The organism is Kitasatospora sp. CM 4170 (genome assembly GCF_032110285.1).
Taxonomy (GTDB): domain Bacteria; phylum Actinomycetota; class Actinomycetes; order Streptomycetales; family Streptomycetaceae; genus Kitasatospora; species Kitasatospora aburaviensis.
In genome coordinates this window covers 1,471,440-1,496,190 of sequence record NZ_CP134877.1, presented here as the reverse complement: position 1 = coordinate 1,496,190, position 24,751 = coordinate 1,471,440, and the positions used below count along the sequence as shown (strand labels likewise).

The 24,751-nt window shown below is 72.6% G+C and carries 12 protein-coding genes and 1 pseudogene; 4 read left to right on the top strand and 9 right to left on the bottom strand.

Going from position 1 to position 24,751, the window contains the following annotated elements:
- Positions 1-12 precede the first annotated feature (12 nt).
- From RMN57_RS06195 to RMN57_RS06165, 7 genes and pseudogenes are all read right to left on the bottom strand, one after another.
- Complete coding sequence (locus tag RMN57_RS06195) at positions 13-9,828, bottom strand: SDR family NAD(P)-dependent oxidoreductase (RefSeq protein ID WP_313762355.1); 9,816 nt, start codon at positions 9,826-9,828, stop codon at positions 13-15.
- 272 nt (positions 9,829-10,100) lie between these two features.
- Positions 10,101-10,796, bottom strand: coding sequence for a demethylmenaquinone methyltransferase (locus RMN57_RS06190; RefSeq protein ID WP_313762354.1), 696 nt, complete (start codon positions 10,794-10,796; stop codon positions 10,101-10,103).
- Between the two features lie 451 nt (positions 10,797-11,247).
- Complete coding sequence (locus tag RMN57_RS06185; RefSeq protein ID WP_313762353.1) at positions 11,248-11,493, bottom strand: hypothetical protein; 246 nt, start codon at positions 11,491-11,493, stop codon at positions 11,248-11,250.
- A 115-nt stretch (positions 11,494-11,608) separates the two neighbouring features.
- A pseudogene (locus tag RMN57_RS06180) lies at positions 11,609-11,728 on the bottom strand (exodeoxyribonuclease III); the annotation flags it as partial.
- A gap of 18 nt (positions 11,729-11,746) precedes the next feature.
- The gene (locus RMN57_RS06175) at positions 11,747-12,271 is read right to left on the bottom strand and encodes a flavin reductase family protein (protein ID WP_313762352.1); all 525 of its coding nucleotides are present in this window, start codon (positions 12,269-12,271) and stop codon (positions 11,747-11,749) included.
- Positions 12,272-12,294: 23 nt separating this feature from the next.
- Entirely contained in the window at positions 12,295-14,427 is a 2,133-nt protein-coding gene (locus tag RMN57_RS06170; RefSeq protein ID WP_313762351.1) for a tetratricopeptide repeat protein, read from the bottom strand.
- A gap of 30 nt (positions 14,428-14,457) precedes the next feature.
- Positions 14,458-15,603, bottom strand: coding sequence for a hypothetical protein (locus RMN57_RS06165; protein WP_313762350.1), 1,146 nt, complete (start codon positions 15,601-15,603; stop codon positions 14,458-14,460).
- A gap of 390 nt (positions 15,604-15,993) precedes the next feature.
- Here RMN57_RS06165 and RMN57_RS06160 point away from each other — a divergent pair, with 390 nt between their 5' ends.
- The 3 genes from RMN57_RS06160 to RMN57_RS06150 all read left to right on the top strand — a co-directional run bounded on the left by RMN57_RS06160 (position 15,994) and on the right by RMN57_RS06150 (position 22,562).
- Complete coding sequence (locus RMN57_RS06160; RefSeq protein ID WP_313762349.1) at positions 15,994-16,560, top strand: flavoprotein; 567 nt, start codon at positions 15,994-15,996, stop codon at positions 16,558-16,560.
- Positions 16,561-16,600: 40 nt separating this feature from the next.
- Positions 16,601-19,564 (top strand): AAA family ATPase, encoded by a 2,964-nt coding sequence (locus RMN57_RS06155; RefSeq protein WP_313762348.1) that lies wholly within the window; start codon positions 16,601-16,603, stop codon positions 19,562-19,564.
- A 61-nt stretch (positions 19,565-19,625) separates the two neighbouring features.
- Complete coding sequence (locus RMN57_RS06150) at positions 19,626-22,562, top strand: type 2 lanthipeptide synthetase LanM family protein (RefSeq protein WP_313762347.1); 2,937 nt, start codon at positions 19,626-19,628, stop codon at positions 22,560-22,562.
- Positions 22,563-22,989: 427 nt separating this feature from the next.
- Here RMN57_RS06150 and RMN57_RS06145 read toward each other — a convergent pair whose 3' ends face one another.
- Positions 22,990-23,424, bottom strand: coding sequence for an Hsp20/alpha crystallin family protein (locus RMN57_RS06145; protein WP_313762346.1), 435 nt, complete (start codon positions 23,422-23,424; stop codon positions 22,990-22,992).
- 109 nt (positions 23,425-23,533) lie between these two features.
- Between RMN57_RS06145 and RMN57_RS06140 the strand changes: the two genes are divergently transcribed.
- Entirely contained in the window at positions 23,534-24,370 is an 837-nt protein-coding gene (locus RMN57_RS06140) for a hypothetical protein (protein ID WP_380235034.1), read from the top strand.
- Here the strand turns inward: RMN57_RS06140 and RMN57_RS06135 are convergent.
- Positions 24,355-24,717: a hypothetical protein gene (locus RMN57_RS06135; protein ID WP_313762345.1), complete on the bottom strand. Its 363-nt coding sequence runs from the start codon at positions 24,715-24,717 to the stop codon at positions 24,355-24,357. The two genes, RMN57_RS06140 and RMN57_RS06135, sit on opposite strands and share 16 nt — an antisense overlap.
- Between the last annotated feature and the right edge of the window lie 34 nt (positions 24,718-24,751).

Below are 24,751 nucleotides of genomic sequence, written 5' to 3'. Positions count from 1 at the left end.
GGCCTCGTGGGCTCAGGACGCTCCGAGTTCCTTGTCCAGTAGGTCGAAGATGTCGTCCGCGGTGGCCGACCGCAGCGCCTCGTCGGCGCCCTTCTCGTCGGCCGCGGCAGTGCCCGCGGACGTGTGCCGGTGCCGCTCCTCCCAGCCCGACAGCAGGGCCTGCAGCCGGGTGGTGATGCCGCCCTCCGCGTTCCCGTCCGGGTCGAGCGCCGACAGCGCGGCCGCCAACCGGTCGATCTCCCCGAGCAGCGCGGCCGCCCGGTCCGGCCTCTCGGCCGGCCCGTCCGGCAGCAGCTCCGTGCGCAGTCGCCGGGCCAGCGCGGCCGGCGAGGGATGGTCGAACACCACCGTCGTCCGCAGCCGCAGGCCGGTCGCCGCGTTGAGGCGGTTTCGCAACTCGACCGCGGTGAGCGAGTCGAAGCCCAGATCCTTGAACGACCGCGCCGCCCCGACCACCTCCGTGCCCGCATGACCGAGCACCGTCGCGGTGTGGGCGCGTACCAGGTCCAGCAGCAGGGGGTCGCGCTCGAACTCCGCGGCGGCCCGCAGCCGCTCCACCAGCGTTCCGCCCGCCGTCGCCCCGGCGTCCGACCCGGTCCGCTCGGCGACGACCCGGCGCACCGGAACCCGGAACAAGCCCCGCAGCAGAGCAGGGACCTCCTGCGCCGCGGACCGTACGACCGAGGTGTCCAGCCGGGTCGGAACCACCAGTGCGTCGTCACCGGCGAGGGCCGCGTCGAACATGGCCAGGCCGTCGGCCGAGGACAGCGGCGCCATCCCGGCCCTGGCCATCCGGCGCACATCGGCCTCGTCGAGATGCCGGGTCATGTCGCCCCGCCGGTCCCACAGGCCCCATGCCAGCGACAGGCCCGGCAGCCCCCGCGCCCTGCGGTGCTGCGCCAGGGCGTCCAGGAAGACGTTGGCGGACGCGTAGTTCGCCTGGCCGGCGCCACCGAACGTCCCGACGGCCGAGGAGAACAGGACGAACAGGGCCAGGTCCCGGTCCGCGGTCAGTTCGTGGAGGTGCACCGCCGCATCCACCTTGGGACGCATCACCCGGTCGATCCGTTCGGGCGACAGCGACTCCACCAGGCCGTCGTCCAGCACGCCCGCGGCATGCACGACCCCGGTCAGCGGGTGGGTGGCCGGCACCGCGGCCAGCACCGCCGCCACGGCGTCCCGGTCGGCGGTGTCGCAGGCAGTCAGCGTCACCTCGGCGCCCAGCCCGGCCAGCTCGGCCACCAGCTCCGCCGCTCCCGGCGCCCGCTCGCCGCGCCGGCTGGTGAGCAGCAGGTGCCGCACACCGTGCTCGGCCACCAGATGGCGCGCCAGCAGCCCGCCGAGCGAGCCCGTCGCACCGGTGATCAGCACCGTGCCCCGCGGATCGAGCGGGCGCGGCACCGTCAGCACCACCTTGCCGACATGGCGCGCCTGGCTCATGAAGCGCAGCGCCTCCGGTGCACGGCGGATGTCCCAGGTGGTGAGGGGCAGCGGACGCAGTACCCCCTGCTCGAACAGGGGCAGCAGCTCGCCGAGCATCTGCTGGATCCGGTCCGGATCGACGCTCAGCAGGTCGAACGCGCCGTACCGGACGCCGGGATGTGCGGCCCGGACCTCCTCGGTCGACCGGATGTCGGTCTTGCCCATCTCCACGAACCGGCCGCCCGTGCCGAGCAGTTCCAGCGACGCGTCCACGAACTCCCGGGTCAGGGAGTTCAGGACGACGTGGAACCCGTCGCCGTCCGCGCCGGACGACCGCTCCCGCAGCCGCTCCCGGAACTCCTCCCGGAACGCCAAGGTTCGCGACGAGGCCAGGTGCGCGTCGTCCAGGCCGAGCGACCGCAACGCCTGCCACTTGCCGGGACCGGCCGTACCGAACACCTCGGCACCCCAGTGCCGGGCCAGCTGCACCGCCGCCATTCCCACACCGCCGGCCGCCGCGTGCACCAGCACCCGCTCCCCGGAGCGCAGCCCGCCCTCGTCGCGCAGCGCGTAGTACGCGGTCAGGAAGACCACCGGCACCGATGCGGCCGCCGCGAACGACCACGCGTCGGGCATCCGCACGAGCAGTCGTTGATCGGTCACCGCCGACGGGCCGAACGAACCCGTGAACAGACCCGTCACCCGGTCGCCGGGGCGCAGCCCGCGGACCCCGGGGCCCGTGTCCGTCACCACGCCGGAGCCCTCGCAGCCCATGACCTTCTGGTCCGGAACCATGCCGAGCGCCATCACGACGTCACGGAAGTTCACGCCCGCGGCGCGGATCGACACCCGTACCTGGCCCGGCCCGAGCGGATCGGCCACCTCGGGGCAGCCGACGACCGCGAGGCTCTCCAGGGACCCCTGACCGGAGACGTCCAGTCGCCAATCCCCGTGAGCGGGGGGCGTCAGCCGGCCCCCGGCTCCCCGGTCGCCGCCGCCCGGACCACTCGCACCGGGAGCCTCCAGCCGCGCCAGACGGGCGGCGTGGACCTGGCCGGCACGAACGGCGACCTGAGGCTCCCGCGAGGCGAGCACGGCCGGCAGCACCGCCCGGGACAGCCCGTCACGATCCAGATCGACCAGTACCAGACGGCCCGGATGCTCCGACTGGGCGGTGCGCACGAGCCCCCACACGGGCGCCTCGGACAGCCCCGGCACATCCGCATGACGCTCCGTCGCCACCGCGCCGTGCGTCACCACCATCAGACGCGCCGTGGCGAGCCCCTCGTCCTCCAGCATCAGTCGGACTGCGGCCAGCGCCCCGCTCGCGGACTCGCGGGCGGCCTCCCGTACCCCCAGCGACCCGGCCCGGCCGGAGGGCACCACCACGACCAGCACATCCGGTACGTCCGCCAGACCCCGAGCCCGCGCGTCGGCACGGGCCGACGCCAGCGAGGGCAGGTCCGGATGGACGGCCACGCTCCGCACGCCCGCGGGCCCGGAGCCGAGCGCCTGCGCGACAGCGCCGACCTCGTCCCCCGAACCGATGACGGCCCAACGGGCAGGCCCGGCCTCGCCCGGCTCACCGGCCCGCGCCACCGAAGGCAGCACGACCGGCTCCCAGCCCACCCGGAACAGCTTGTCGTACAGCGGGCCCGCGTCCGAGTGGAACTGGTCCGCCGTGGCGGCACGCAGCACCAGAGACTCCACCGACGCGACGGGGCGGCCGGCGGGGTCGGCGACCGTCAGCGCCACCGAGACGCCGGCACCCCCGCCCTCGCGCGCGCCGTGCTCGCCCTGCGAGGCCTGTGCGCCCTGCACGCTCTCGACGGGACGCAGATGCACCCGCAGCGCGTCCGCACCCACCGCCTGGAGCGAGACCCCGTTCCACGAGAACGGCAGCAGACACTCCGTCGACGGCTCCGGCGAACCGAGCCCGATCGCGTGCAACGCGGCGTCCAGCAGCGCCGGGTGCAGGCCGAAGCCCGCGGCCCCACCGTGCTCCTCCGCGGGCAGCGCGACCTCCGCGAAGACGTCCTCGCCCAGGCGCCATGCCGCCCGCAGCCCCCGGAACACCGGCCCGTACGCGTATCCGCGCCGGCCCAGCCGCTCGTAGACGTCGTCCAGCGACACCACGACCGCACCGGGGGGAGGCCAACTCGCGTCGCCGAGGAACCGCTGCGCCGGAGCGGCCGGCTCGTGCGGCGACACGCTCCCGGAGGCATGACGGGTCCACCCCTGCCCGGCGGGGGCGTCCTCCGGATACGAGTGCAACGTCAGCGACCGGCTCCCCGCGTCGTCGGCGGGACCGACGGCCAGGTGCAGCACCACGGCACCCTGGTCGGGTAGGACCAGCGGGGCTTCAAGGGTGAGCTCCTGGACGTGCCCGCAGCCGACCTGGTCCCCGGCGTGCACCGCGAGATCGACACAGGCCGTTCCCGGCAGCAGCACCGTGCCCAGCACCGCGTGATCGGCTAGCCAGGGATGGGTCTGCAGGGACAACCGACCGGTGAACAGGTACCCGTCGCCGTCCGGCAGCGGCACGGCGGCGCCGAGGAGCGCGTGATCCGCCGGGACCAGCCCCAGACCGGCCGCGCCGACCACCCCGGCGCCGCTGGCAGTGTCGATCCAGTACCGCTTCCGCTGGAAGGGGTAGGTAGGCAGGTCGACATGGCGATCGATCAGGTTGAGGGTGGTCCAGGTGACGGCGGCGCCGTGGGCGTGCGCCTCGGCGAGGGAGGTGAGGAAGCGGGTGGGGCCGGGTTCGTCGCGGCGCAGGGTTCCGACGACCGCCCCGCCGGTGTCGGTGGCGGTGGTGTCGATGGTGTCCTGGATGGGGGTGGTGAGGACGGGGTGGGGACTGGTTTCGATGTAGAGGGTGTGGCCGTCGTCGAGTAGCGCGGTCAGGGTCGCGTGGAAGCGGACGGTTTCGCGCAGGTTGGTGTACCAGTACTCGGCGGTGAGTTGGCGGGTGTCGAGCAGGCCGCCGGTGACGGTGGAGTAGAACGGAACGGCCGACGCCCGCGGCGTGACGTCGCCGAGGAGGGTGGTCAGCTCGTCGCGGAGTTCCTCGACGTGGGCGCTGTGGGAGGCGTAGTCGACGGGGATGGTGCGGGCCCGCACCCCGTCCGTCTCGCACGCCGTGATGAACTCCTGGAGCGCGGTGGCGTCGCCCGAGATCACGGTCGAGGCGGGGCCGTTGACGGCGGCGACGGACAGGCCGGGCCACGCCGACAGCCGGTCGGAGACCTGGTCCTGCGGCAGCGCCACGTGTCCCATGCCGCCCTTGCCGGTGATGCGGGTGATCGCCTGGCTGCGCAGGGCGGCGATGCGGGCCGCCTCTTCCAGCGTGAGGGCGCCAGCGATGTGGGCGGCGGCGATCTCGCCCTGGCTGTGCCCGATGACGGCGGACGGTTCGATGCCGTGGGCCTGCCAGAGGCGGGCGAGGGAGACCATGACGGCGAAGAGGACGGGTTGGACGACGTCGACGCGGTCCATTGACGGGGCCCCGGGCAGGCCGCGGAGGGTGTCGGTGAGTCGCCAGTCGGTGTACGGGGCGAGGGCGCGTTCGCAGGCTTCGATGTGTTCACGGAAGATCGGGGTGGTGTCGAGCAGGTCGAGGGCCATGCCGGCCCATTGGGAGCCCTGGCCGGGGAAGACGAACACCGCCCGCCCGTCCGAACCGGCCCGAACCCCGCGTATCACGGTGGGTGTGTCGTGGCCGTCGGCGAGTGCCGCCAGCCCGGCCATCATGTCCGCGTGGTCGGTTCCGAGGATGACGGCGCGGTGGTCGAAGTGGGTGCGGCCGGTGGCCAGCGACCAGCCGACCTCACCCAGCCCCACCTGGTCCTCGGGATGCGAGGCGAGGAAGTCCCGCAACCGGCCGGCCTGCGCCCGTAGGGCCGCGTCCGACTTCCCGGACAGTGTCCACGGCACCAACTCGGCACCCACCAGCGGCTCGGCCGTAGGAGTGGCAGCGGCGGAGTCCACGTCCGGCGCCTGCTCGATGATGACGTGGGCGTTGGTCCCACTGACGCCGAACGAGGACACACCCGCCCGCCGGGGACCGCGGCTGTCGGACCAAGCCGTTTGCTCGGTCAGCAGCGCCACAGACCCGCTGGTCCAGTCCACATGCGGCGTCGGCTCGTTCACGTGCAGGGTGCGCGGCAGCACCCCGTGCCGCATCGCCATCACCATCTTGATGATGCCGCTGACACCCGCCGCGGCCTGGGTGTGGCCGATGTTGGATTTGAGGGAGCCGAGCCACAGCGGCCGGCCCTCGGCGCGTTCCTGGCCGTAGGTGGCGAGGAGTGCCTGTGCCTCGATCGGGTCGCCCAGTGTGGTGCCGGTGCCGTGCGCCTCCACCGCGTCGACGTCGCCCGCCGACAGCCGGGCGCTGGCGAGGGCTTGGCGGATGACCCGCTGCTGCGACGGCCCGTTCGGAGCGGTGAGCCCGTTGCTGGCGCCGTCCTGGTTGACGGCCGAACCGCGGATCACGGCGAGCACCTGGTGCCCGTTGCGCTGCGCGTCGGAGAGCCGCTCCAGCAGCAGGACACCGACGCCTTCGGACCAGCCGGTTCCGTCCGCGTCGGCGGAGAACGCCTTGCACCGGCCGTCCGCCGACAGCCCGCGCTGCCGGCTGAACTCCACGAACATGCCGGGGCTGGACATGACCGCGACGCCCCCGGACAGTGCCATGGAGCACTCGCCCTGACGCAGTGCCTGGCAGGCCAGGTGCAGGGCCACCAGCGAGGACGAGCACGCCGTGTCGACGGTGACCGCGGGCCCCTCCAGGCCCAGCGTGTACGCGACGCGGCCCGATATGACACTGGCTGTGTTCCCGGTCAGCAGGTAGCCCTCCAGGCCGACCGGTGCCTGATGCAGCCGGGGCCCGTAGTCATGGGACATGGCTCCGACGAAGACGCCCGTCGCGCTACCCCTGAGCCGCTCGGGGGCGATGCCCGCCCGCTCCAGCGCCTCCCAGGACGCCTCCAGCAGCACCCGCTGCTGCGGGTCCACCGCGACCGCCTCACGCGGGCTGATCCCGAAGAACTCCGCGTCGAACTGGTCGGCGTCGTAGAGGAACCCGCCCGCGCGCGTGTAGCTCTTCCCCGACTGCTCGGGGTCCGGATCGTAGAGGTCGCTCAGGTTCCAGCCCCGGTTGCCGGGGAAGTCCGCGACGGCGTCCCCGTCCGAGCTGACGAACTCCCAGAGGTCCTCCGGGGAGCGAATATCACCGGGAAGCCGGCAGGCCATCCCGACGATGGCGATGGGTTCACACTCATCGCCCCTCGCGCTGCTCGCCACGGGAATGCCGGTCTCGCTCGCACTCCCGAGGAGTGCGCCGTGGAGGAACCCCGAGAGGACGCGCGGCGTGGGGTGGTCGAACAGGAGGCTGCTGGGCAGTCGTAGCCCGGAGGCGAAGCTCAACCGGTTGCGGAGGTCGACGGCGCTCACCGAGTCGAAGCCGAGCTCCTTGAAGGAACACGTGGGCTCGATCGCGTACGGGGAGGCGTGCCCGGTCACCGCCGCGGCGTGTTCCCGCACGACGTCCAGCAGCAGACGCCTCTGCTCGGCCTCACCGAGCGCGGCCAACCGCGCAGTCAGGGGCAACGGCGTCTCGATGTCCGTGCCGGCCTCGGCGCCGGCGGGCGTTTCCGGCGCGCGAGTGTGGGTCGGGGCGAGCGGAGTATCGATCCAGTACCGCTGCCGCTGGAAGGCGTAGGTGGGCAGCCCTGGACGGCCGTGATGCGGTTGGAGGTTGAGGGTGGTCCAGGTGACGGCGGCGCCGTGGGCGTGCGCCTCGGCGAGGGAGGTGAGGAAGCGGGTGGGGCCGGGTTCGTCGCGGCGCAGGGTTCCGCCGACCGCCCCGCCGGTGTCGGTGGTGGTGTTCTCGATGGTGTCCTGGATGGGGGTGGTGAGGACGGGGTGGGGACTGGTTTCGATGTAGAGGGTGTGGCCGTCGTCGAGTAGCGCGGTCAGGGTCGCGTGGAAGCGGACGGTCTCGCGCAGGTTGGTGTACCAGTACTCGGCGGTGAGTTGGCGGGTGTCGAGCAGGCCGCCGGTGACGGTGGAGTAGAACGGAACGGCCGACGCCCGCGGCGTGACGTCGCCGAGGAGGGTGGTCAGCTCGTCGCGGAGTTCCTCGACGTGGGCGCTGTGGGAGGCGTAGTCGACGGGGATGGTGCGGGCCCGCACCCCGTCCGTCTCGCACGCCGTGATGAACTCCTGGAGCGCGGTGGCGTCGCCCGAGATCACGGTCGAGGCGGGGCCGTTGACGGCGGCGACGGACAGGCCGGGCCACGCCGACAGCCGGTCGGAGACCTGGTCCTGCGGCAGCGCCACGTGTCCCATGCCGCCCTTGCCGGTGATGCGGGTGATCGCCTGGCTGCGCAGGGCGGCGATGCGGGCCGCCTCTTCCAGCGTGAGGGCGCCAGCGATGTGGGCGGCGGCGATCTCGCCCTGGCTGTGCCCGATCACGGCGGACGGTTCGATGCCGTGGGCCTGCCAGAGACGGGCGAGGGAGACCATGACGGCGAAGAGGACGGGTTGGACGACGTCGACGCGGTCCATTGACGGGGCCCCGGGCAGGCCGCGGAGGGTGTCGGTGAGTCGCCAGTCGGTGTGCGGGGCGAGGGCGCGTTCGCAGGCTTCGATGTGTTCACGGAAGATCGGGGTGGTGTCGAGCAGGTCGAGGGCCATGCCGGCCCATTGGGAGCCCTGGCCGGGGAAGACGAACACCGCCCGCCCGTCCGAACCGGCCCGAACCCCGCGTATCACGGTGGGTGTGTCGTGGCCGTCGGCGAGTGCCGCCAGCCCGGCCATCATGTCCGCGTGGTCGGTTCCGAGGATGACGGCGCGGTGGTCGAAGTGGGTGCGGCCGGTGGCCAGCGACCACCCCACCTCACCCAGCCCCACCTGCTCCTCGGCATGCGAGGCGAGGAACTCCCGCAACCGCCCGGCCTGGGCGCGCAGTGCCGCGTCCGACTTCCCGGACAGTGTCCACGGCACCAGGCCGGTAGTGATCAGAGGCGCCGCCTGGGAGAAACGTTTCTGCTCCGCCGGTCCGGGCTGCGGCACCTCGGAAAGCACGACATGGCAGTTCGTGCCGCCCATGCCGAAGGAGCTCACCCCCGCGACGCGGGGCCGGTCCGCGGGTGCGGGCCACGGTTCCAGGACGTCCTGGACCCGGAGGCGAAGGTCGTCAAAGGGGATATCCGGGTTGGGGGAGACGAAGTTGAGACTCGGGGGCAGTTCCCGGTGCCGGATGGACAGCACCGTCTTCATCACCCCCACGATCCCGGCCGCGCCTTCGAGGTGCCCGACCGTGGTCTTGGCGGACCCCACCGCGAGCCGCGCGTCCGAGGCCCTGCCGGCACCCAGCACCGCGCCCAGGGCCGCGGCCTCGATCGGATCGCCGAGCTCGGTTCCGGTGCCGTGGAGCTCGACGTACTGCACGTCGACGGGGCGGACCCCGGCGTGCTGGTAGGCGCGCCGCAGCACGTCCTCCTGCGCGGACCGGCGCGGGGCGGTCAGCCCGTCGCCACCGCCGTCGTTGTTGACCGCGCTGCCGCGGATCACGCAGTAGACGTCGTCGCCGTCCGCGAGTGCCCGGGACAGGGGCTTGAGGAGGACCACGCCGCCGCCCTCGCCGCGGACGTAGCCGTTGGCCCGGGCGTCGAAGGTGAAGCTGCGCCCGTCGGGGGAGAGGGCGCCGAACTGCGAGGCGGCCACGGTGCTCTGCGGGGCGAGGTTGAGGTTCACCCCGCCGGCCAGGGCCAGTGTGCATTCGCGCTTCCGCAGGCTCTCGCAAGCCAGATGGATGGCGACGAGGGCGGAGGACTGCGCGCTGTCGACGGTCAGGCTGGGGCCCTGAAGCCCGAGGAAGTAGGAGACGCGGTTCGCGACGAGGCCGCGGTTCAGCCCGGTCATGGAGTGCCGGCCGAGGCTGTCCGGGCCCTGGTGGTGGACGAGTGCGGCGTAGTCGTCCCAGGTGGCGCCGGTGAACACGCCGGTGGCGCTGTCCCGCAGGTCGCCGGGCACGATCCCGGCGTCCTCCAGGGCCTCCCAGCTCAGCTCCAGCATTAATCGCTGCTGGGGGTCCATGCTCGTGGCTTCACGCGGGGAGATGCCGAAGAAGGCGGCGTCGAAGCGGTCCACCTGGTCGAGGAAGCCGCCCCAGCGGGTGTTCGTCTTTCCGGGTCGAGTGGGGTCGGGGTCGAAGAACAGATCGGCGTCCCAGCGGTCCGCGGGTACCTCCGAAACGGCGCTCTCGCCATTTCGAAGAATGTTCCAGAACTCGTCGGGGCCGGCCGCGCCGGGGAGTCGGCAGGAGAGCCCGACGATGGCTATCGGCTCGCATTTACCCGCAACGGTCGTGGACTCGTTCCGGTCGCCTTCTTCCATTTCTGAAGCGGTTCCCCCAGCCGCCCGAGGCGAATTCGCCCGGCCTGATATACCGCCGTTCTGTTCCGATCGCACAGGACCCCGTTTCGAACATTTCCGACTGTGCGCAACAATTTCCCCGGGACGGCGCAGGCCAATTCCGAGGCATTTCTTCTGAGGCTATAGATCGCGATGTAGGCACGTCAAGATCCTCCCCGGAGCGTGGCAGCTTGCTGCAATCCGGGTCGACCCTGCAGGTTGTTCGTGTGATGTATCCGACATGCGCGAGTGCGCTATGCGGGTTTGGTGGCCCGGTGGAGCGTCACGATGCCGTTCGTGAGGTTCCGCCAGCCGACCCGGCTCCAGCCGCTCCTGGCGATGGTGTCCGCGAGGCTGCGCTGGTCGGGCCAGCTGCGGATGGATTCGGCCAGGTAGACGTACGCCTCCGGGTTGGACGAGACGCCCTTGGCCAGAACCGGCAACGCGCGAGGCACGTAGTTCCGGTAGACCGTGCGGAACGGCCGCCAGACCGGGGTGGAGAACTCGCAGATCACCAGTCGGCCGCCGGGCCGGGTGACGCGGGCCATCTCCGAGAGGGCGGCCGCGGTGTCCTGCATGTTGCGCAGTCCGAAGCAGACGGTCACCGCGTCGAAGGACTCGTCCTTGAAGGGCAGTAGCATTCCGTCCGCCCCGACCATCGGCACATCGCGGCCGAGCTCGCGCCCGCGGAACAGCATCCCGGTGGAGAAGTCCGCGGCGATGCAGCGGGCACCGGACCGGGACAGTTCGACGGTGGAGATGCCGGTGCCGGCGGCCAGATCGAGAACGCAGTCCTGCGGTGTCAGTCGAAGGGCCTGGTGGGCCGCTCTGCGCCAGTACCGGTCGAGGCCGAAGCACATGACCGTGTTCGCCCAGTCGTAGTGGCGCGCCACGCCGCCGAACATCTCGGCAACCTCGCGGGGATTCTTGTCCAGCCCGGCTCGTGACATGTTCCGCACTCTACCCGAGAGCCCAGCGGGGGCCAAAGATCAATAATTCACCATAATCGGATCGGATGATTCCGATTTGGTGGCTTCGGTGTGGTCCCAACGCCAGGCCGCGGGTACTCGCGCGTCCCCAAAATGGCACTCACCTGCGCGTTCACCGAAGATCGCCGGCGCTCCCGGGGGTGCCCCGGTCGAGGGCCCGCCGCGGTCCCGAGCCGTGAGTCGCGACGAGGAGTGGCGGTCGTCGTCGCTGAATCGGGTGATCAGAGACGATTAGGGGAAATGCGTACCCCACTCGTCAATGGCGCGTGATTTCACATCTCGGGCGAACTCGATGGCGGAGCACGACCCCGCCGCACCCTGCCGCACCCGACCAGGGGCGCGGCCACCGGTCGGAACGGAGCGCGCTGCAACGCGCGGCGTGCGATCCCCGCTTCCGGTTCGGACCGCCCGCTCAGGTCTGGTCGCCCAGCCGCAGATGGGTGGCGAGCCGGCGGCGGCCGTTGGTGAGGGCGCCTCGGCGAGGACGGCGGTCGCGGTCAGCGCGGCGAGCGCCGTTGCGGGGGACGGCGGGCGGCGGGGCGCTGAGGTGCAGACCGGCCAGCCGGGGATCCGCCGGCGTGGACAGGTCGACGGCCGCCGCGCACGCGCGGGTCGGGCTCGGGGTGGTGGCGATCGGCGGTTGGGTTGCCTGGAGCACCGGCTGACGCGCTGATATCGGTGGGAGCGGTGCCGCCCGGTTCCGGATCCTGTGCGCGGCCGACGGGACCGTGTCCACCAGATGGCCCGGCGCTTGGCAACGCCGGGCCGTCGGGTCAGAAGCCGTGGTCGTACGCCACGGTGACGGGGGCGTGGTCGCTCCAGCGCTCGGTGCGGGTCTCGGCGCGTTCGACGTACGCCTCGACCGCCTTGGCGGCGGGCACCGGCGTGGCGACCACGGACGAGCGACCGGATCACGCACGTGCCGATCCCACGGCCAGACACTCGTAGTGGCTTCCGAAGTGCACCAGGGGGTCGGCGGCGCCGTTCTGGTCGCACCACATGGGCTGCCCCAGCACGAGCAGGTGGTCGGCGGCGGCGACGGTGCGCTCGACCCGGCACACCAGGGCCGCCATCGCTTCCTCGATCACCGGGACGTCCCGGACCAGCCGGTGGCCGATCCCGGCGAACCGCTGTTCGGCCGGTGCGGTGGCGAACCGGTCGGCCAGGTCCTGGTGATGGCGGCCGAGCAGGTTGATGCCGAAGGCGCCCTGGCTGGTGATCACGGCCAGGGTGCGGCTGCTCCGGTACAGCGACACCAGAACGAGCGGCGGGCTGAGCGAGACCGAGGTGAACGAGCTGGCCGTGCAACCGGTCGGCCGGCCCTGGGTCGCGGCGGTGACCAGGGCGACCCCCGTGGCCCAGCGGCGCATGACGCTCCGTAGGGCCGGTCCGGTGACGGCCGGGGTCTCCGGCCGGGGCGTCACCGGACCGGTCACGGTGTCAGGATCCGGCCCGGCCGTCACGACCTCACCGGATCCGCGGCCGCGTTCGGCGAGCTCGCAGCCGACTCGGCCGCCGCCAGGTCGGCCTGATGGGCAGTCGGATCCCCCAGTGCGAGGTGGCATTCGGCGCGGTGTCGCAGCAGGTCGGCTCGGTCGGCGCCGGGCAGCAGCAGTGCGGCGGTGTAGTCGCGGCTGGCCGACTCCCAGTCACCGGCGCTCTGGTGGACGTAACCACGGTTGTAGAGCAGGTCGGGATTGTCGGCCTCGATCGCCAGCGCCCGGGTGAGATCCGCGACGGCGGTGCGGTGGTCGCCCGTCTCCAGGACCAGGGCCGCGCGGTTGGCCAGCGCGCTCACCAGGTCCGGCTCGGCGTTCAGCGCCAGGTCGAAGTCGCGCAGCGCCGCCTGGTCGGCGCCCGCGTCCAGCGCCAGCAGCCCCCGGGCGCACAGCAGGCGGGCGTCGCCCGGATGGTGGCGCAGCCCCTCCTCGATCTGGGCCAGCGAGCCCGCCGCATCGTCCTGCTCCCGCAGCAGGCTGGCGAGGTTGATCCGGGCGTCCAGCTCGTCGGGTTCCAGCTCGAGCACGTACCCCAGGTCCGCGATCGCGCCCGCCAGGTCGCCCAGTTCCAGGCGCAGGTCGGCCCGGTTGTAGTGCATCTCCCAGAACGGCGCGGCGAAGGTGATCGACTCGCTGTAGTCGGCCAACGCGCCGGGCAGGTCGCCCATCCGGCGCCGCACGTCGGCCCGGTCGAAGTAGTAGTCCGGGTAGTTGGGATCCAGCTCGATGACGGTGTCGATGTCGGCCAGCGCCTCCTCCAGCCGGCCGAGCGCCGTGTACACCCGGCCCCGGTTGTGCACCAGCACGGAGCGGTGCAAGCGGTGCTTCTCGGCGGGGAGTTCGCGGTCGATGTCGGCCAGGCCGGTGCTGACCAGGCGCAGCGCCTCGGTCGGGTTGCCCAGCTGGAGCTCCACCAGGGCCAGGCCGTTGCGGTTGAAGACCGACTGGAAGACGCGCTGGTCGTGGTCCGGCAGCAGGGAGGCCATCGCGAGCACGTTGTTCAGGTGGGCCTTGGCCAGTTGGTGGTCCTTCTGCTCGGCCGGGTAGTAGCGCGTGTAGAGCATGGCCAGGGCGTAGCCGGAGAAGATGTGCAGCATCGGCTGGTCGAACATGGCGCGCAGCTCGATGTAGCGCCGTTCGGCCTCCTCCGGCCGGCCGAGGATCGCCAGTGCGGTGGTGACCTTGGTGCCCAGCATCCAGTACTTCCGGGGCTCCTCGGCCGGGTCCATCAGGGCCGTGCCACGTCCGGCCACGTCGAGCAGCGAGTGGTAGAAGCCCATCGAGACCAGGTACTCGGCGGCTTCGAGGAACGCGTCGGCGGCCGCCTCCCGGTCGCTGCCGTGCTCCAGGTGATAGGGGATCGCCCCGAGACACAGGCTCCAGTCTCCGCTGCGGCGCAGCTCGGCCGCCCGCTGGTCGTGCAGTCGGGCCCGCTCGGCGGCGTCGACGCGGCGGTAGGCTGCTTGTTCAGCGGGGTCGTGGGAGGTGCCGTCGGACTCGACGTAGGCCAGGGCCAGCTTGTGATTGTCCGTCAGATCTTCGTGCTCGTCGGGATGTTGGGCGATGGTGTGGGTGGCATGGGCGGCGAGAGTCGTGGTGAGTTCGGGGATCAGGTCGGTGCCGCCGGTGTGCACGGTGACCATCACCAGGTCCGGCAGGGCCCGGCGCAGCAGGATGGCGAGGAACTCCTGGTCGGTGTGATCGGCCTCGTCGACCCGGTCGAAACGCAGGGCCAGCGCGTGGCCGCGCTCGCGGGCGTGGCCGTGCAGGAACTCGATGATGCCGTGGGCGAGACGGCGGGTGCGCTTCGCCGGGTAGAGGCGGGTGCGCTCGTTGGGCACGGCCAGGGAGGTGAGGGTCTGCGGTCCCGCGCCGATCAGGTCCTTGAGTTCCGGCGCAGCGGACAGGATTTCGACGGCGTGGTGCGCCACGAGCTCCGGGCGGGCCCGGTGCGCATCCGGCACCAGTGAGCGCAGCAGGGTGCCCAGACCGGTGTACGGTCCGCGCAGCCGCCGGTGGCAGTCCGCTCGGGCGTCGTACCGGTCGTCGTGCGCGGTGCCTTCGGGCTGGAGGCGCCAGGTGTGGGAGGTCACGGGCTTTCCTTTCGTGAGTGCGCGGGCCGCTCACGCGGCGGCGCGGCGTTGCCTGCGGCCGACCAGCAGGGGCAGCACGACGACCTGGACGACGATGACGAGCAGGGCGACGGCGGCATCCCAGAGCCGGCTGTCGCTCAGCGAGCGGTGCGCGATGCCGTCGGCGAGTCGCCGGGCGAACGAAACGGCCGGCAGGACGACGGTGAACACGGCGGCGACCAGCAGGAAGGCGGTGCCGATCGCGGTCAGCAGGGCGTACCAAGGGGCCAGCGCCCGCTCCCGCGCCGTCCAGCGGTCCTCCGCCCAGCCGCCCCGGCCCAGACGGTGGCGCAGATAGGCCGAACCCACCTCGTGCAGGCTGGAGCAGCCCAGGGCCGTGGCGAGGACGTAGTAGAGGTCGGTGCGCAGGAAGATCAGAAACTGCCAGGCCAGCCGGGGCAGGACCAGGTACGCCACGGCGAGGGCGAACCGCCCGGCCCAGGACGGTCCGGTCGCGAGGTCGACCGCCGCCGCGAGGGTGAGCGCGCCGAAGAGCACGACCTCGCCGAGCATCCCGGCCAGGAAGGGCAGGTAGCGCTGCGCGGGCCGCACACCGAACAGCGCATCGAGCCGGGTCTCGAAGACCACGAAGTAGAGCCGTCGTCCGATGCCCAGGCCGGTGGGCAGGCCGAGCCTGCGGCCGGCCAGGACGTGCCAGCCCTCGTGCCAGAGCATGAGTGGCATCTGCAGCGCGGCGAGGGTCACCTCCACCGCGACCAGGGACGGGACGAAGAACAGGTTCCGGGTGTGCGGCTGCAGTCGGGGCTCGTAGATCATCGCCGCGATCGCCAGTGCGGTGATCAGCGCGTAGCAGCTCCAGCCGAGCGGCGAGAACATGGCACGTCCCCAGGCCTGGAGGCGTACGGGCACGGGCTCGGCGGCGGCGCCGGGCTCCTGGACGAAGCCGAGATCGCGCATGGTCTCGATGAAGTCGGCCAGGTCGACCGGCTCTCCGTAGACCGCGTCGTACCAGGCGGCGGCCTCGGCGAGCGGCATGCCGTCGGCCAGGCGTCGCAGCAGCGCCGCGCCGTCCTCCGGGAGCAGCGCGAAGGACCCGGTGTCGGGCCGGCCCACCAGCGTGCCGTCGCGTTCGGTGACGAAGGTGAGCGGATGGAACGCGAGGTCGGCGGTCGCCATGATCTCTCCCTCGGAGGGGTGCGGGCCTCCCGGACGGGTGCGGCCCGCTCGGGCGGGTGCGGCGGGACGAACCCGGGCCTGCGTGCTGTGCTGCACGCAGGCCCGGGTTCGTCACCGGGTCAGCAGACCACGAGGACGTAGGACGCCGGCGAGGTGAGCTTGATGGAACCGGTCTTGCGCACAGCGATCTTCTTCATGGTTCGACTCCCTTGATGGAGAGGTGGGTTGGCACCGCCCGCCCTGGTGGCGGATCGGCGAGTCAGACGATGGCATGGCGCCCGGTGGGCGGACATGGGTAGTCGGTCCCCGTCTTCCTGCCGAGAGCCGGGACGGAAAACGGGGGCCCGATCCCCATACCGGGGTAGGCCGGGTTCGGACACCATCCAAGCCATGCGAGATGACGCCCTCTCCGTGATCGCCTGTGGCTCGATCGCGGCCAAGGACCTGCCGAACTACCTCGTCTTCCTCCGCCAGGAGATCGACCTGCCGTTACGGGTCCTGCTGACCGCGAGCGCCGCGCGCTTCGTCCACCCCCAGGTACTGGCCTGGCACGCGGACGAGGTGTACGTCGCCGACGACCCGACCCTCAACCCCACCGAGTTCGCGCACCGCTCGCTCGGTCTGGTGGTGCTGCCCGCCACCGCCAACACCCTGGCTGCGGCGGCACTCGGGCTGGCCGCCACGCCGGCCCAGACGGTACTGCTGGCCCACGAGCGGCCCGCACTGTTCTTCCCGAACATGAACGGCTCGATGTGGCGCAAGCCCGCGACCCGACGTCACGTCAGTACGCTGCGCGCCGACGGCCACACCGTGGTCGAGCCGACCGAGCGCGAGATGTTCCTGCTGTGGCAGAAGGAGAACGGCGTCGGGCCTGCCATGCCGATGCCCGACGAGGCCGCCGAGACGGTCGTGAAGTGGCTGGAGGACGCCCTCAACGGCGATGACGAGTCGGCATAGGGTCCCCCTTGTTCGGATCAGCAGACCGGAGAGGAGCACGATGACGGAGCCGCGCGCGGACCGATCCCGTGGATTCGTCGGACGCGAGGACGAACTCGCCCTGCTGGACCGCGCACTGCAGGACGCGCGGACGTCGCGGGGCGGCACGGTGTGCGTGACCGGAGAGCCGGGGATCGGGAAGACCAGGCTGGTCGGCGAGGCGATCACGCTGGCCCGGGAGGCCGGGATGACCGTGCTCAAGGGCCGCTGCATCGCCACCGGCCCGGCCGTGCCGTACCGGTCGCTCACCGAGGCACTGCTGTCACTCGCCCGGGCCGGTGGCGCGCCGCCCGCCGACGCGCTCGGACCGTACCTGCCCGTGCTGGGCCGCCTGGTACCCGAGTGGGCGATCGGGGACGTATGCGACCGGTCGCCGATCGTGCTGGCCGAGGCCGTGGTCCGGCTGGCCGCCGCCTGCGGCCGGGAGCGCGGCTGCCTGCTCGTCATCGACGACCTGCACGACGCGGACCCCGAGACGCTGGCGGTCCTGGAGTATCTGGCGGCCAACCTGGCCCTGCTGCCGGTCGCCGTCGTCGCCACCCTGCGGGACACACCGGGCGCCGCCCACTCGCTCGCGGACACGCTGGCCCAGCGCGGGGAAGCCGGCCTGTTGAGACTCGGCCGGCTCGGTGCCGCGCAGGTGCACGCGCTGACCGCGAACTGTCTCGGCTGCCCGCCGGACGAACTGCCTGTGGCGGTGTCCGACCGGGTGCTCGCCGACAGCAGCGGAATCCCGTTCACCGCTGCCGAGTTGATCCGCGGCATGCGGGCCGAGGGCCGACTCGTCCGCACCGAGGGCCGCTGGCGGCTGGTCGGCACCAGCCGCGCGGCCATCCCGTTCACCCTGGTCCGGGCGGTCGAGCAGCGGGCGGAGCGGCTCGGACCCCAGACGCTCCGGCTGCTGTCGGCCGCCGCAGTGCTGGGCCGCAGCTTCCCGCTGTCGGTGGCGCGGCGCTGCGCCGTGCCGGACGACCACGAGCCCGCCGTCTCGCTGCGCTCCGCCGTCGTCGACGGCCTGCTGGTGCCGGACGACGAGCGTGGGCCCGACTGGTACGCCTTCGAGCATCCGCTGACCCAGGAGGCGTTGCTCGACCGGCTCACGCCGGCCGACCGGGCCGAGCTCGCCGCCCGGGCCGTGGCGGCCATGAACGAGCTCGACCCGAGCCTGCCCGGCACATGGTGCCTGCTGGCCGCGCGGCTGCACGGGCAGGCGGGGGACCGCCGGACCGCCGCCGTCCGTTACCTGGAGGTGGCCCGCCGTGCCCTGGCCGGCCACGGGCCCGGAACGGCGATCGCGGCGCTGCACGAAGCCCGGTCGGCCTTGGGGCCTGTCGACGGATCGGACATCCACCTGCCTGACGACGCCGTACCGGAGGGCGTGCGACGGGAGTTGCTGGAGACCCTGCTGCTCGCCCTGGCGGACGACGGCCGGCTCGACCGGGCCACCGAGGTGGCGCAGCAACTGCGCCGGGCCGATGTCGAGGCCGATCCGGGACGCCGGGTCGAGCTGCACGTGCGGCTGGCCTGGGCGGCGCAGGTGGCCGGGCAGTGGGACGTGGGACTGGAACAGGTCCGCGCGGCCCGGGAGCTGCTGCCCGAGGGGGCGGGTGCGCGAGACACCGCGGGCATCGACGTGGTCGAGGCCTACCTGGTGGTGTCGACGGCGGAGCAGGGGCGGATCGGCCGCAGCGAGCAACTGGCACGCCGGGCGATCGAGGGCGCGGAGCAGCGCGGTGACCACGCACTGGCCTGTCAGGCGTGGTACGCGATGGGTTTCGCGACCCGTGGGCGTTCCCTGGCCGAATCCGACCGGTGCTTCCGTCGCACGCTGCGGACGGCCGCCGAGAGCCGCCAGGTGAGCTGGTACAACCACGGGCTGATCGGCCTGGGCAGCAACGCCTGGCTCGCCGAGGCCGACCTGGACGGGCTGCACCACGCTCACCAGGAGGCGATGCGAACCGGTTGCGTGAGCCTGGCGCACAACGTCGGGGCGATGCTGGCGCTCGACGCGGTGCTGCGAGCCGACTTCGACCGGGCCGCGGCCCTGCTGGACGGCTCCAGGGCCGAGACCGAGCGACTGCAGTTGCACTCGGTGTCCCGGTACGCCCTGATGGTGGGCGCGGTGGCCGCCGCCCACCGGGCCCGCAGGCCCCAACTGCGGGTGGCGCTCGCCCGGTTCCGGACCAGCGGTGGGAACGAGTCGCGGGAGGCACCGCTCGTGCTCGGTCTGGCCGAGCTGTTCTGCGCGCTGCTGGAGGAGGACCACGAGCAGGCGGCGGAGCTGGCTGCGCGGCTGGCCGCCGCCGTCCCGCCGGACGAGGAGAACTACTTCCACCTCGCCGGCAGCCACGGGCTGGTGCTGCTGCTGTCCGTGCTGGCCGGGCGAGCCGACTGGGCAGAGGTCGAACGGATCACCGCGAGTCAGGCCGGCCGGATGCGGTGGAACCGGCAGTTCGTCGGCCTGGCCCGGGCGGTCCTGTACGGTCGGGAAGGTCGCCCGGCCGAGGCCGTGGCGGCGTGCCGCGCTGCGCAGGCCGACGCGGTGATCTTCCCGACGGCTCGTCACCTCGGCCTGCGTCTGGTCGCTGACGCCGCGGGCGCCGACGGATGGGGGGCGGTCCGCGACTGGTTGACCGAGGCCGAGACGTACTTCCACCACTCGGGTGCCGACGCCGTCGCCGCCGCGTGCCGCTCCCGGCTTCGTTCGCTGGGCGCTCCGGTCGGGCAGCGCCGTACCGGCACGGATCGGATTCCGGCCGAACTCGTCGCGCTCGGCGTCACCCTGCGCGAGTACGACGTCTTCTGCCTGCTGGTCGAACGCGTCGGCAACAAGGCCGTGGCCGCCCGCTTGCAGATCTCTCCCCGGACGGTCGAGAAACACGTCGCCAGTCTGATCGGCAAGACCAACTCCGCCACCCGCGCCCAGCTGTGCGATTTCGTGGCGGACTTCCTCGCCGCACGGTAGGCCTGCCGGGAAGTCTGATGCCGCCCTGTCAGAGTGGGCGATGATGTGTCAGAGTTGTGGAGTGACAGTGCAGACGACCCAGTCGGTTCCGCTGCCCGCGGCATCCGGCGCCTGGTGGCTGCCCGCACTGTCGCCGGCCGAACGCGATGCCCTGCCGCCCGGGCGAACGCCACGCTGGGCCGAGTTGGTGGAACAGGCGCTGCGCCTCGCCGAGTCGGCGCCCGGCGGGCGGATCCGCTCGCTCCCCGGGACGGGCCCCGAGGGTCGACTGCTGCATCCGCTGCTGCCGTTCCTGCGGACCACCTCCCGCCACTTCGCGGCGGCGAACGCTGCATCGGCAGAGCGGCGAGTGGTGTGGGCCGGTGCACGGCGCCACCTGGCCGACGGCTTGGTGCGGCTGGCCGGACGCACACTGGTACAGGAGTTGGGGCACGCGCGCCGGGCCGGAACCTTGACCGGGCAGGACGGGCGCGAGCGGTTCGACGCGTTCCTGCGCGAGGTCGCCGCCGGACCGGCCCTGGGCGCGGTGCTGCACCGTCATCCCGTGCTGGCCCGGCTGCTGGCCGAACGGTGCATGCGCACCGTGGCCGCAGCCACCGAACTGCTGGAGCGGCTCCACGCGGACCGGGAGCAGCTCACCGCCGCCCTGCTCGACAGCGAGCCCGGTCGGTTGACCCGGGTCCGCTTCGGACTGGGGGACCCGCATGCGGCGGGCCGGTCCGTCGCCGTGCTGGAGTTCGACGGCGGGCAGCGTCTGGTGTACAAGCCGCGCCCGCTCGGTCTGCACGCCCGGTGGAACGAACTGCTCGCCTGGTTCGGCGGACACCAGCCCCAACTGGCGGCGCGAGCCGTTCGGTTACTTCCGCAGGCGGGGTACGGTTGGGCCGAGTACGTCGCACCACGCCCATGCCGGTCCCAAGCCGAATTCGGGCGGTTCTATGAGCGGCTCGGCGCCCAGCTCGCGCTGCTGCACGTGGTGAACGCGGTCGACATCCATGCCGAGAACCTCATCGCCGCGCGCGACCAGCCGGTCGTGGTGGACGTGGAGACGCTGTTCCACCCGTGCTGGGCGCCCGTCACCGACGGCGGCGCCGATCCGGCCGCCCGGGCGCTCGCCGCGTCCGTTCAGCGGACCATGGTGCTGCCGAACCCGTGGTTCGGCGGCGGCGGTTCACTCGACCTCTCGGCACTTGGTGGCCAGGCCGACCAGTGGACGCCGGACCCGATGCCCGGATGGGCGGACGCGGGCACCGACCTGATGCGGCTGGTCCGCCGCCCGGCGCGCTGGCCGGGTGCCGACAACCGCCCGATGCTGGCCGGGAGACCCGCCGATCCGGCCGACCAGCTCGACCGGCTGCTGTGCGGATTCCGCGCCGGCTACCGGGCGATTGCCGCACATTCCCATGAACTGCTCGGCGAGCAGGGGCTGTTGCATCGCTTTGCGGGTGAGACGATGCGCTTGGTGGCGCGGCCCAGTCAGAGCTATGCGACGCTGCTCGCCGAGGCGACCGAGCCGGGGCTGCTGCGCGACCACTCCGGTCGGGAGCGGGCCTTCGCCGCACTGCACGACGAGACCGGCTACCCGCACCTGCACGTGCTGGCTCCCCACGAACTCACCGACCTGCTCGCCGGCGACGTCCCGTTCTTCACCACGACCCCCGCCGCCCGCACCCCGCGGACCTGGGACGGTCGTGAACTCCCGTTCCTGCTCGACGAATCCGGGCTGACGGCCGCCGCCGGGACGATCCGGGGGATGTCGGAGGGCGACCTCGACCGGCAGGCGTGGCTGATCCGCGCCTCCCTGGCCGCCGGACGACGGTCTCCGGGCCGCCATGCTCCGGGGCGCCCCGCTGCCGAATCCGAGGACGCCTACGACGGTGACCCCGGTGCCCGGGCGCTGGAGCTCGCACGGGGGATCGGGGAGGACCTGCTCTCCCGGGTTTGTCGGGGCGAGGGCCGGGTGAACTGGCTCGGGCTGCAGGAGGCCTGGCCAGGACAGTGGGCGGTGTTGCCGATGGGCATGGCGCTCGGCGACGGCTACACCGGCCCGGCGCTGTTCCTCGCCGAGCTGGGCCGGCTCACCGGGGCGGTCCGCTATCAGGAGGCCGCCGCCCAGGCCGTCCGCGTCCTCCCACGGCTCCTGAGGCTCTTGGCGGAGCACCCCGAACTCGCGCGTGCCGTGGGGCCGGGCGGCTTCTCCGGGCTCGGCGGAATCAGCTACGCCACCGCCCGGCTCGCCAGCCTGCTGGACTCCCCGGAGCTGAGCGCCGCCCTGCCCGCCGGCCTCGCCGCGCTTCGCACGGCCGCTGTCCACCCGGCAGCCCCCATGGACATCGCCGACGGCCTGGCCGGTGCCCTGCTCGCGGCCGAGGCCGTGCATGCTCAGACGCGGCTGCCAGCAGCTGCCGAACTCGCCCACACTGTCAGGACCTTGGCAGGCCATCGGCCCCGTCCTGAGCGGCCCGGATTCCTCCACGGCCACGAGGGCGTCGCGTGGGCCCTGCGGGAGCGAGCGGCGGTGGACCTGGCGGACTCCGACGGCCCCGGCCGGTGCCCGGACCGGGTCGGCCGGGCGCTGCGCGCCCGCGAGGCGGACCAGCACCTCGCCCTGCTCGCCGACCGAGTGCCGATGCCGGGCCACTCGCTCCGCCACGGCGAACTCGGTCTGCTGGAACCACTGGTGGAGCTGATGCCGACCGATGCCGGCCATCGCCGTACGGCCGCTCGACTGGTGCGGTCCGTCGAACAGCAAGGCGCCCGTTGCGGCACCCCCGGCGAGGTGCCCACACCCGGCCTGCTGACCGGACTGGCCGGCATCGGCTACGGCCTGCTGCGGCTCGGCTTCGGCCCCAGGATCCCCTCGGTGCTGCTGTTGCGACCGGCAGCAGGACCGGGGCCCGTCGAACGAGAGGGAGGGCATCACCATGATGGACGGCGAACTGCTCGACAATGTGGACAACGAGCTGCAGGAGACCGACGAGCGTCGCCCGGCGGCTGACCACGCGGCCCGCCAGGCCCGGCAGCGGGTGGCGATCCTCGCCGGCCTGACCGTTGGCGCGACTGCCGTGGTCGTACTGGGCCAGGGGGATCCAAACACAAGCACCGTCGCGAGCATTGTCTTCTGAGAAGGCGCCATTGTCCGAGACAGGTGGTGGGGCCGCCCTCGGGCGGCCCCACCACCAAGCAGGCCATCTGACATTGCGTCGGACCGGTCGTCGGTCCAGCCCTTGGTTTCCGCCGACTTCCCCTCAGCGGTGGAGAATCATCGCGGGCTGTCGGCCAGTCGGCCGAGCTCGAAGCGTTTCCGCGTCGCTGCGGGTAGGCCGGTCCACGTAGGCCGGCCCGCGGGTCGATGGGTGTTCCGGCCGCCCCATTCGATCGAGGGGGGAGAGATCGGGGCGGCCGGAACGGCATCGGGGAACGGGTCAGGCCTGGATCTGCTTGCGGCTTCCGCTGTGGCTGATCTCGATCTTGCGGGGCTTGGCCTTCTCGGCGACCGGGATCTTCAGGGTCAGCACGCCGGCGTCGTAGTCGGCGGTGATCCCGGCGGGGTCGAGGGTGTCGGAGAGCATGACCTGGCGGGAGAAGACGCCGAGCGGGCGCTCGGACAGCTCCCACTTGACCTCGTCGCCCTGGCGGTGCGGGCGGCGCTCGGCCTTGACGGTCACCATGTTCCGCTCGACGTCGATGTCGATCGCCTCCGGGTCCACACCCGGCAGGTCGAAGCAGATCACGTACTCGTCACCGGCCCGGTAGGCGTCCAGCGGCATCGGCGTGGGACGCGACCAGGTGCCGGTCGTGTTGAGGAACTGCTGGGTCAGCCGGTCCAGCTCGCGGAACGGGTCAGTGCGCAGCAGCATTGCGAAACACCTCCATGGGTCGAATGGGTGCCAGTGCGCTTCACCTGAATCCTTTCTAGCGCGTCATCCATCCGATGACAAGTTGCCGCGTCGCCTATAGAGTGACTTCATGAGTGAGAAGTCCCGCCGAGCCGCCCCCGACGCCGCCCTGCCGGTCGGGCCCGCCTCGTTCCTGGCGGCCGCGGCGGCGCTGGCCGCCATCGACGACGCCGTCCGCACCGCCCAGAACCCCGCGTCCCAGCCCCCGACCGCCCCTTGCGAGCAGGAAGGCCCCGAGCAGGCCCTGGCCGCACTCGTCCTGCTGCGCGAACTGCGCGGCCAGCTCGCCGGCTGGGAAGCCGGCCTGGTGGAGAGCGCCCGGGAGGCCGGCGCCACCTGGGCCGACCTCGCCCACCCGATGGGCGTCGCCAGCCGCCAGGCCGCCGAGAACCGCTACCTGCGCCTCAAGCCCGCCGCCGCCGACGCTTCGCGGTCCGGTACCGGCGCGGAACGGGTCAAGGCCGTCCGCGACCGGCGGGCCGCCGACCGGACGGTCACCGCATGGGCCCGCGACAACGCCGCCGAGCTGCGGGTCCTCGCCGCCCAGATCACCACGGCCGCACTCGCTCCCGGCGCCCGTCCCGCCCAGGCCGCCCTGACCGCCGCCCTCGGTGCCACCGACCCCGCCGAGCTCATAGAGCCCCTCGCCGCCGTCCGCCCCCACCTCGGCACCGGCCAGGGCGACCTCGCCACTCGCCTCGACGCCCTCACCCACCACGCCACCCAGCTCCGTGATGACAGCGACCGACGCCGCGGCTGCTTCGCCTGGTCGAGGGCGCTGGAGAGCGCTTTGACGGCTTCGTCGGCGGAGTCCTCGAACCGGCGAACGCACTGCGACGGGGAGGCAAGGCAAGGCACCGAGCCGGTCGGCCACTCGGCCCGCTGTGGCGATCAGGAATCGGAGTAGTTGAGGTCCCCGACCGTCCAGCTGCTGACGTCCGCGATGGCGATGCGGTACATGCCGCCGGTGTGGGGCAGCCCGAAGTCGCCCTGCAGGATCTTCGCCCGGTGGAGATGCAGATGGGTGGGCCGTGCGGGTGGGCCGTCGGCGGGCGGGGCGAAGAGAGCGGCGAACGGCTTCAAGTGCTCCGAGGCCTGGAGGACCTCCGCCACCCGCTCCAACCACAGGGCCACCGGCGCGAGCCTGCCGGTGATCACCGCGCCGGGAACGACCACGGTCAGGGACATCTGATTGCTGTGCTCGGACTCGACCATCGCCGCGATGTCGACGAGCAGCCCGTCAGGGTTCGACATGACCCCAGAATATGGCACGGCCTCCGCAGCACCC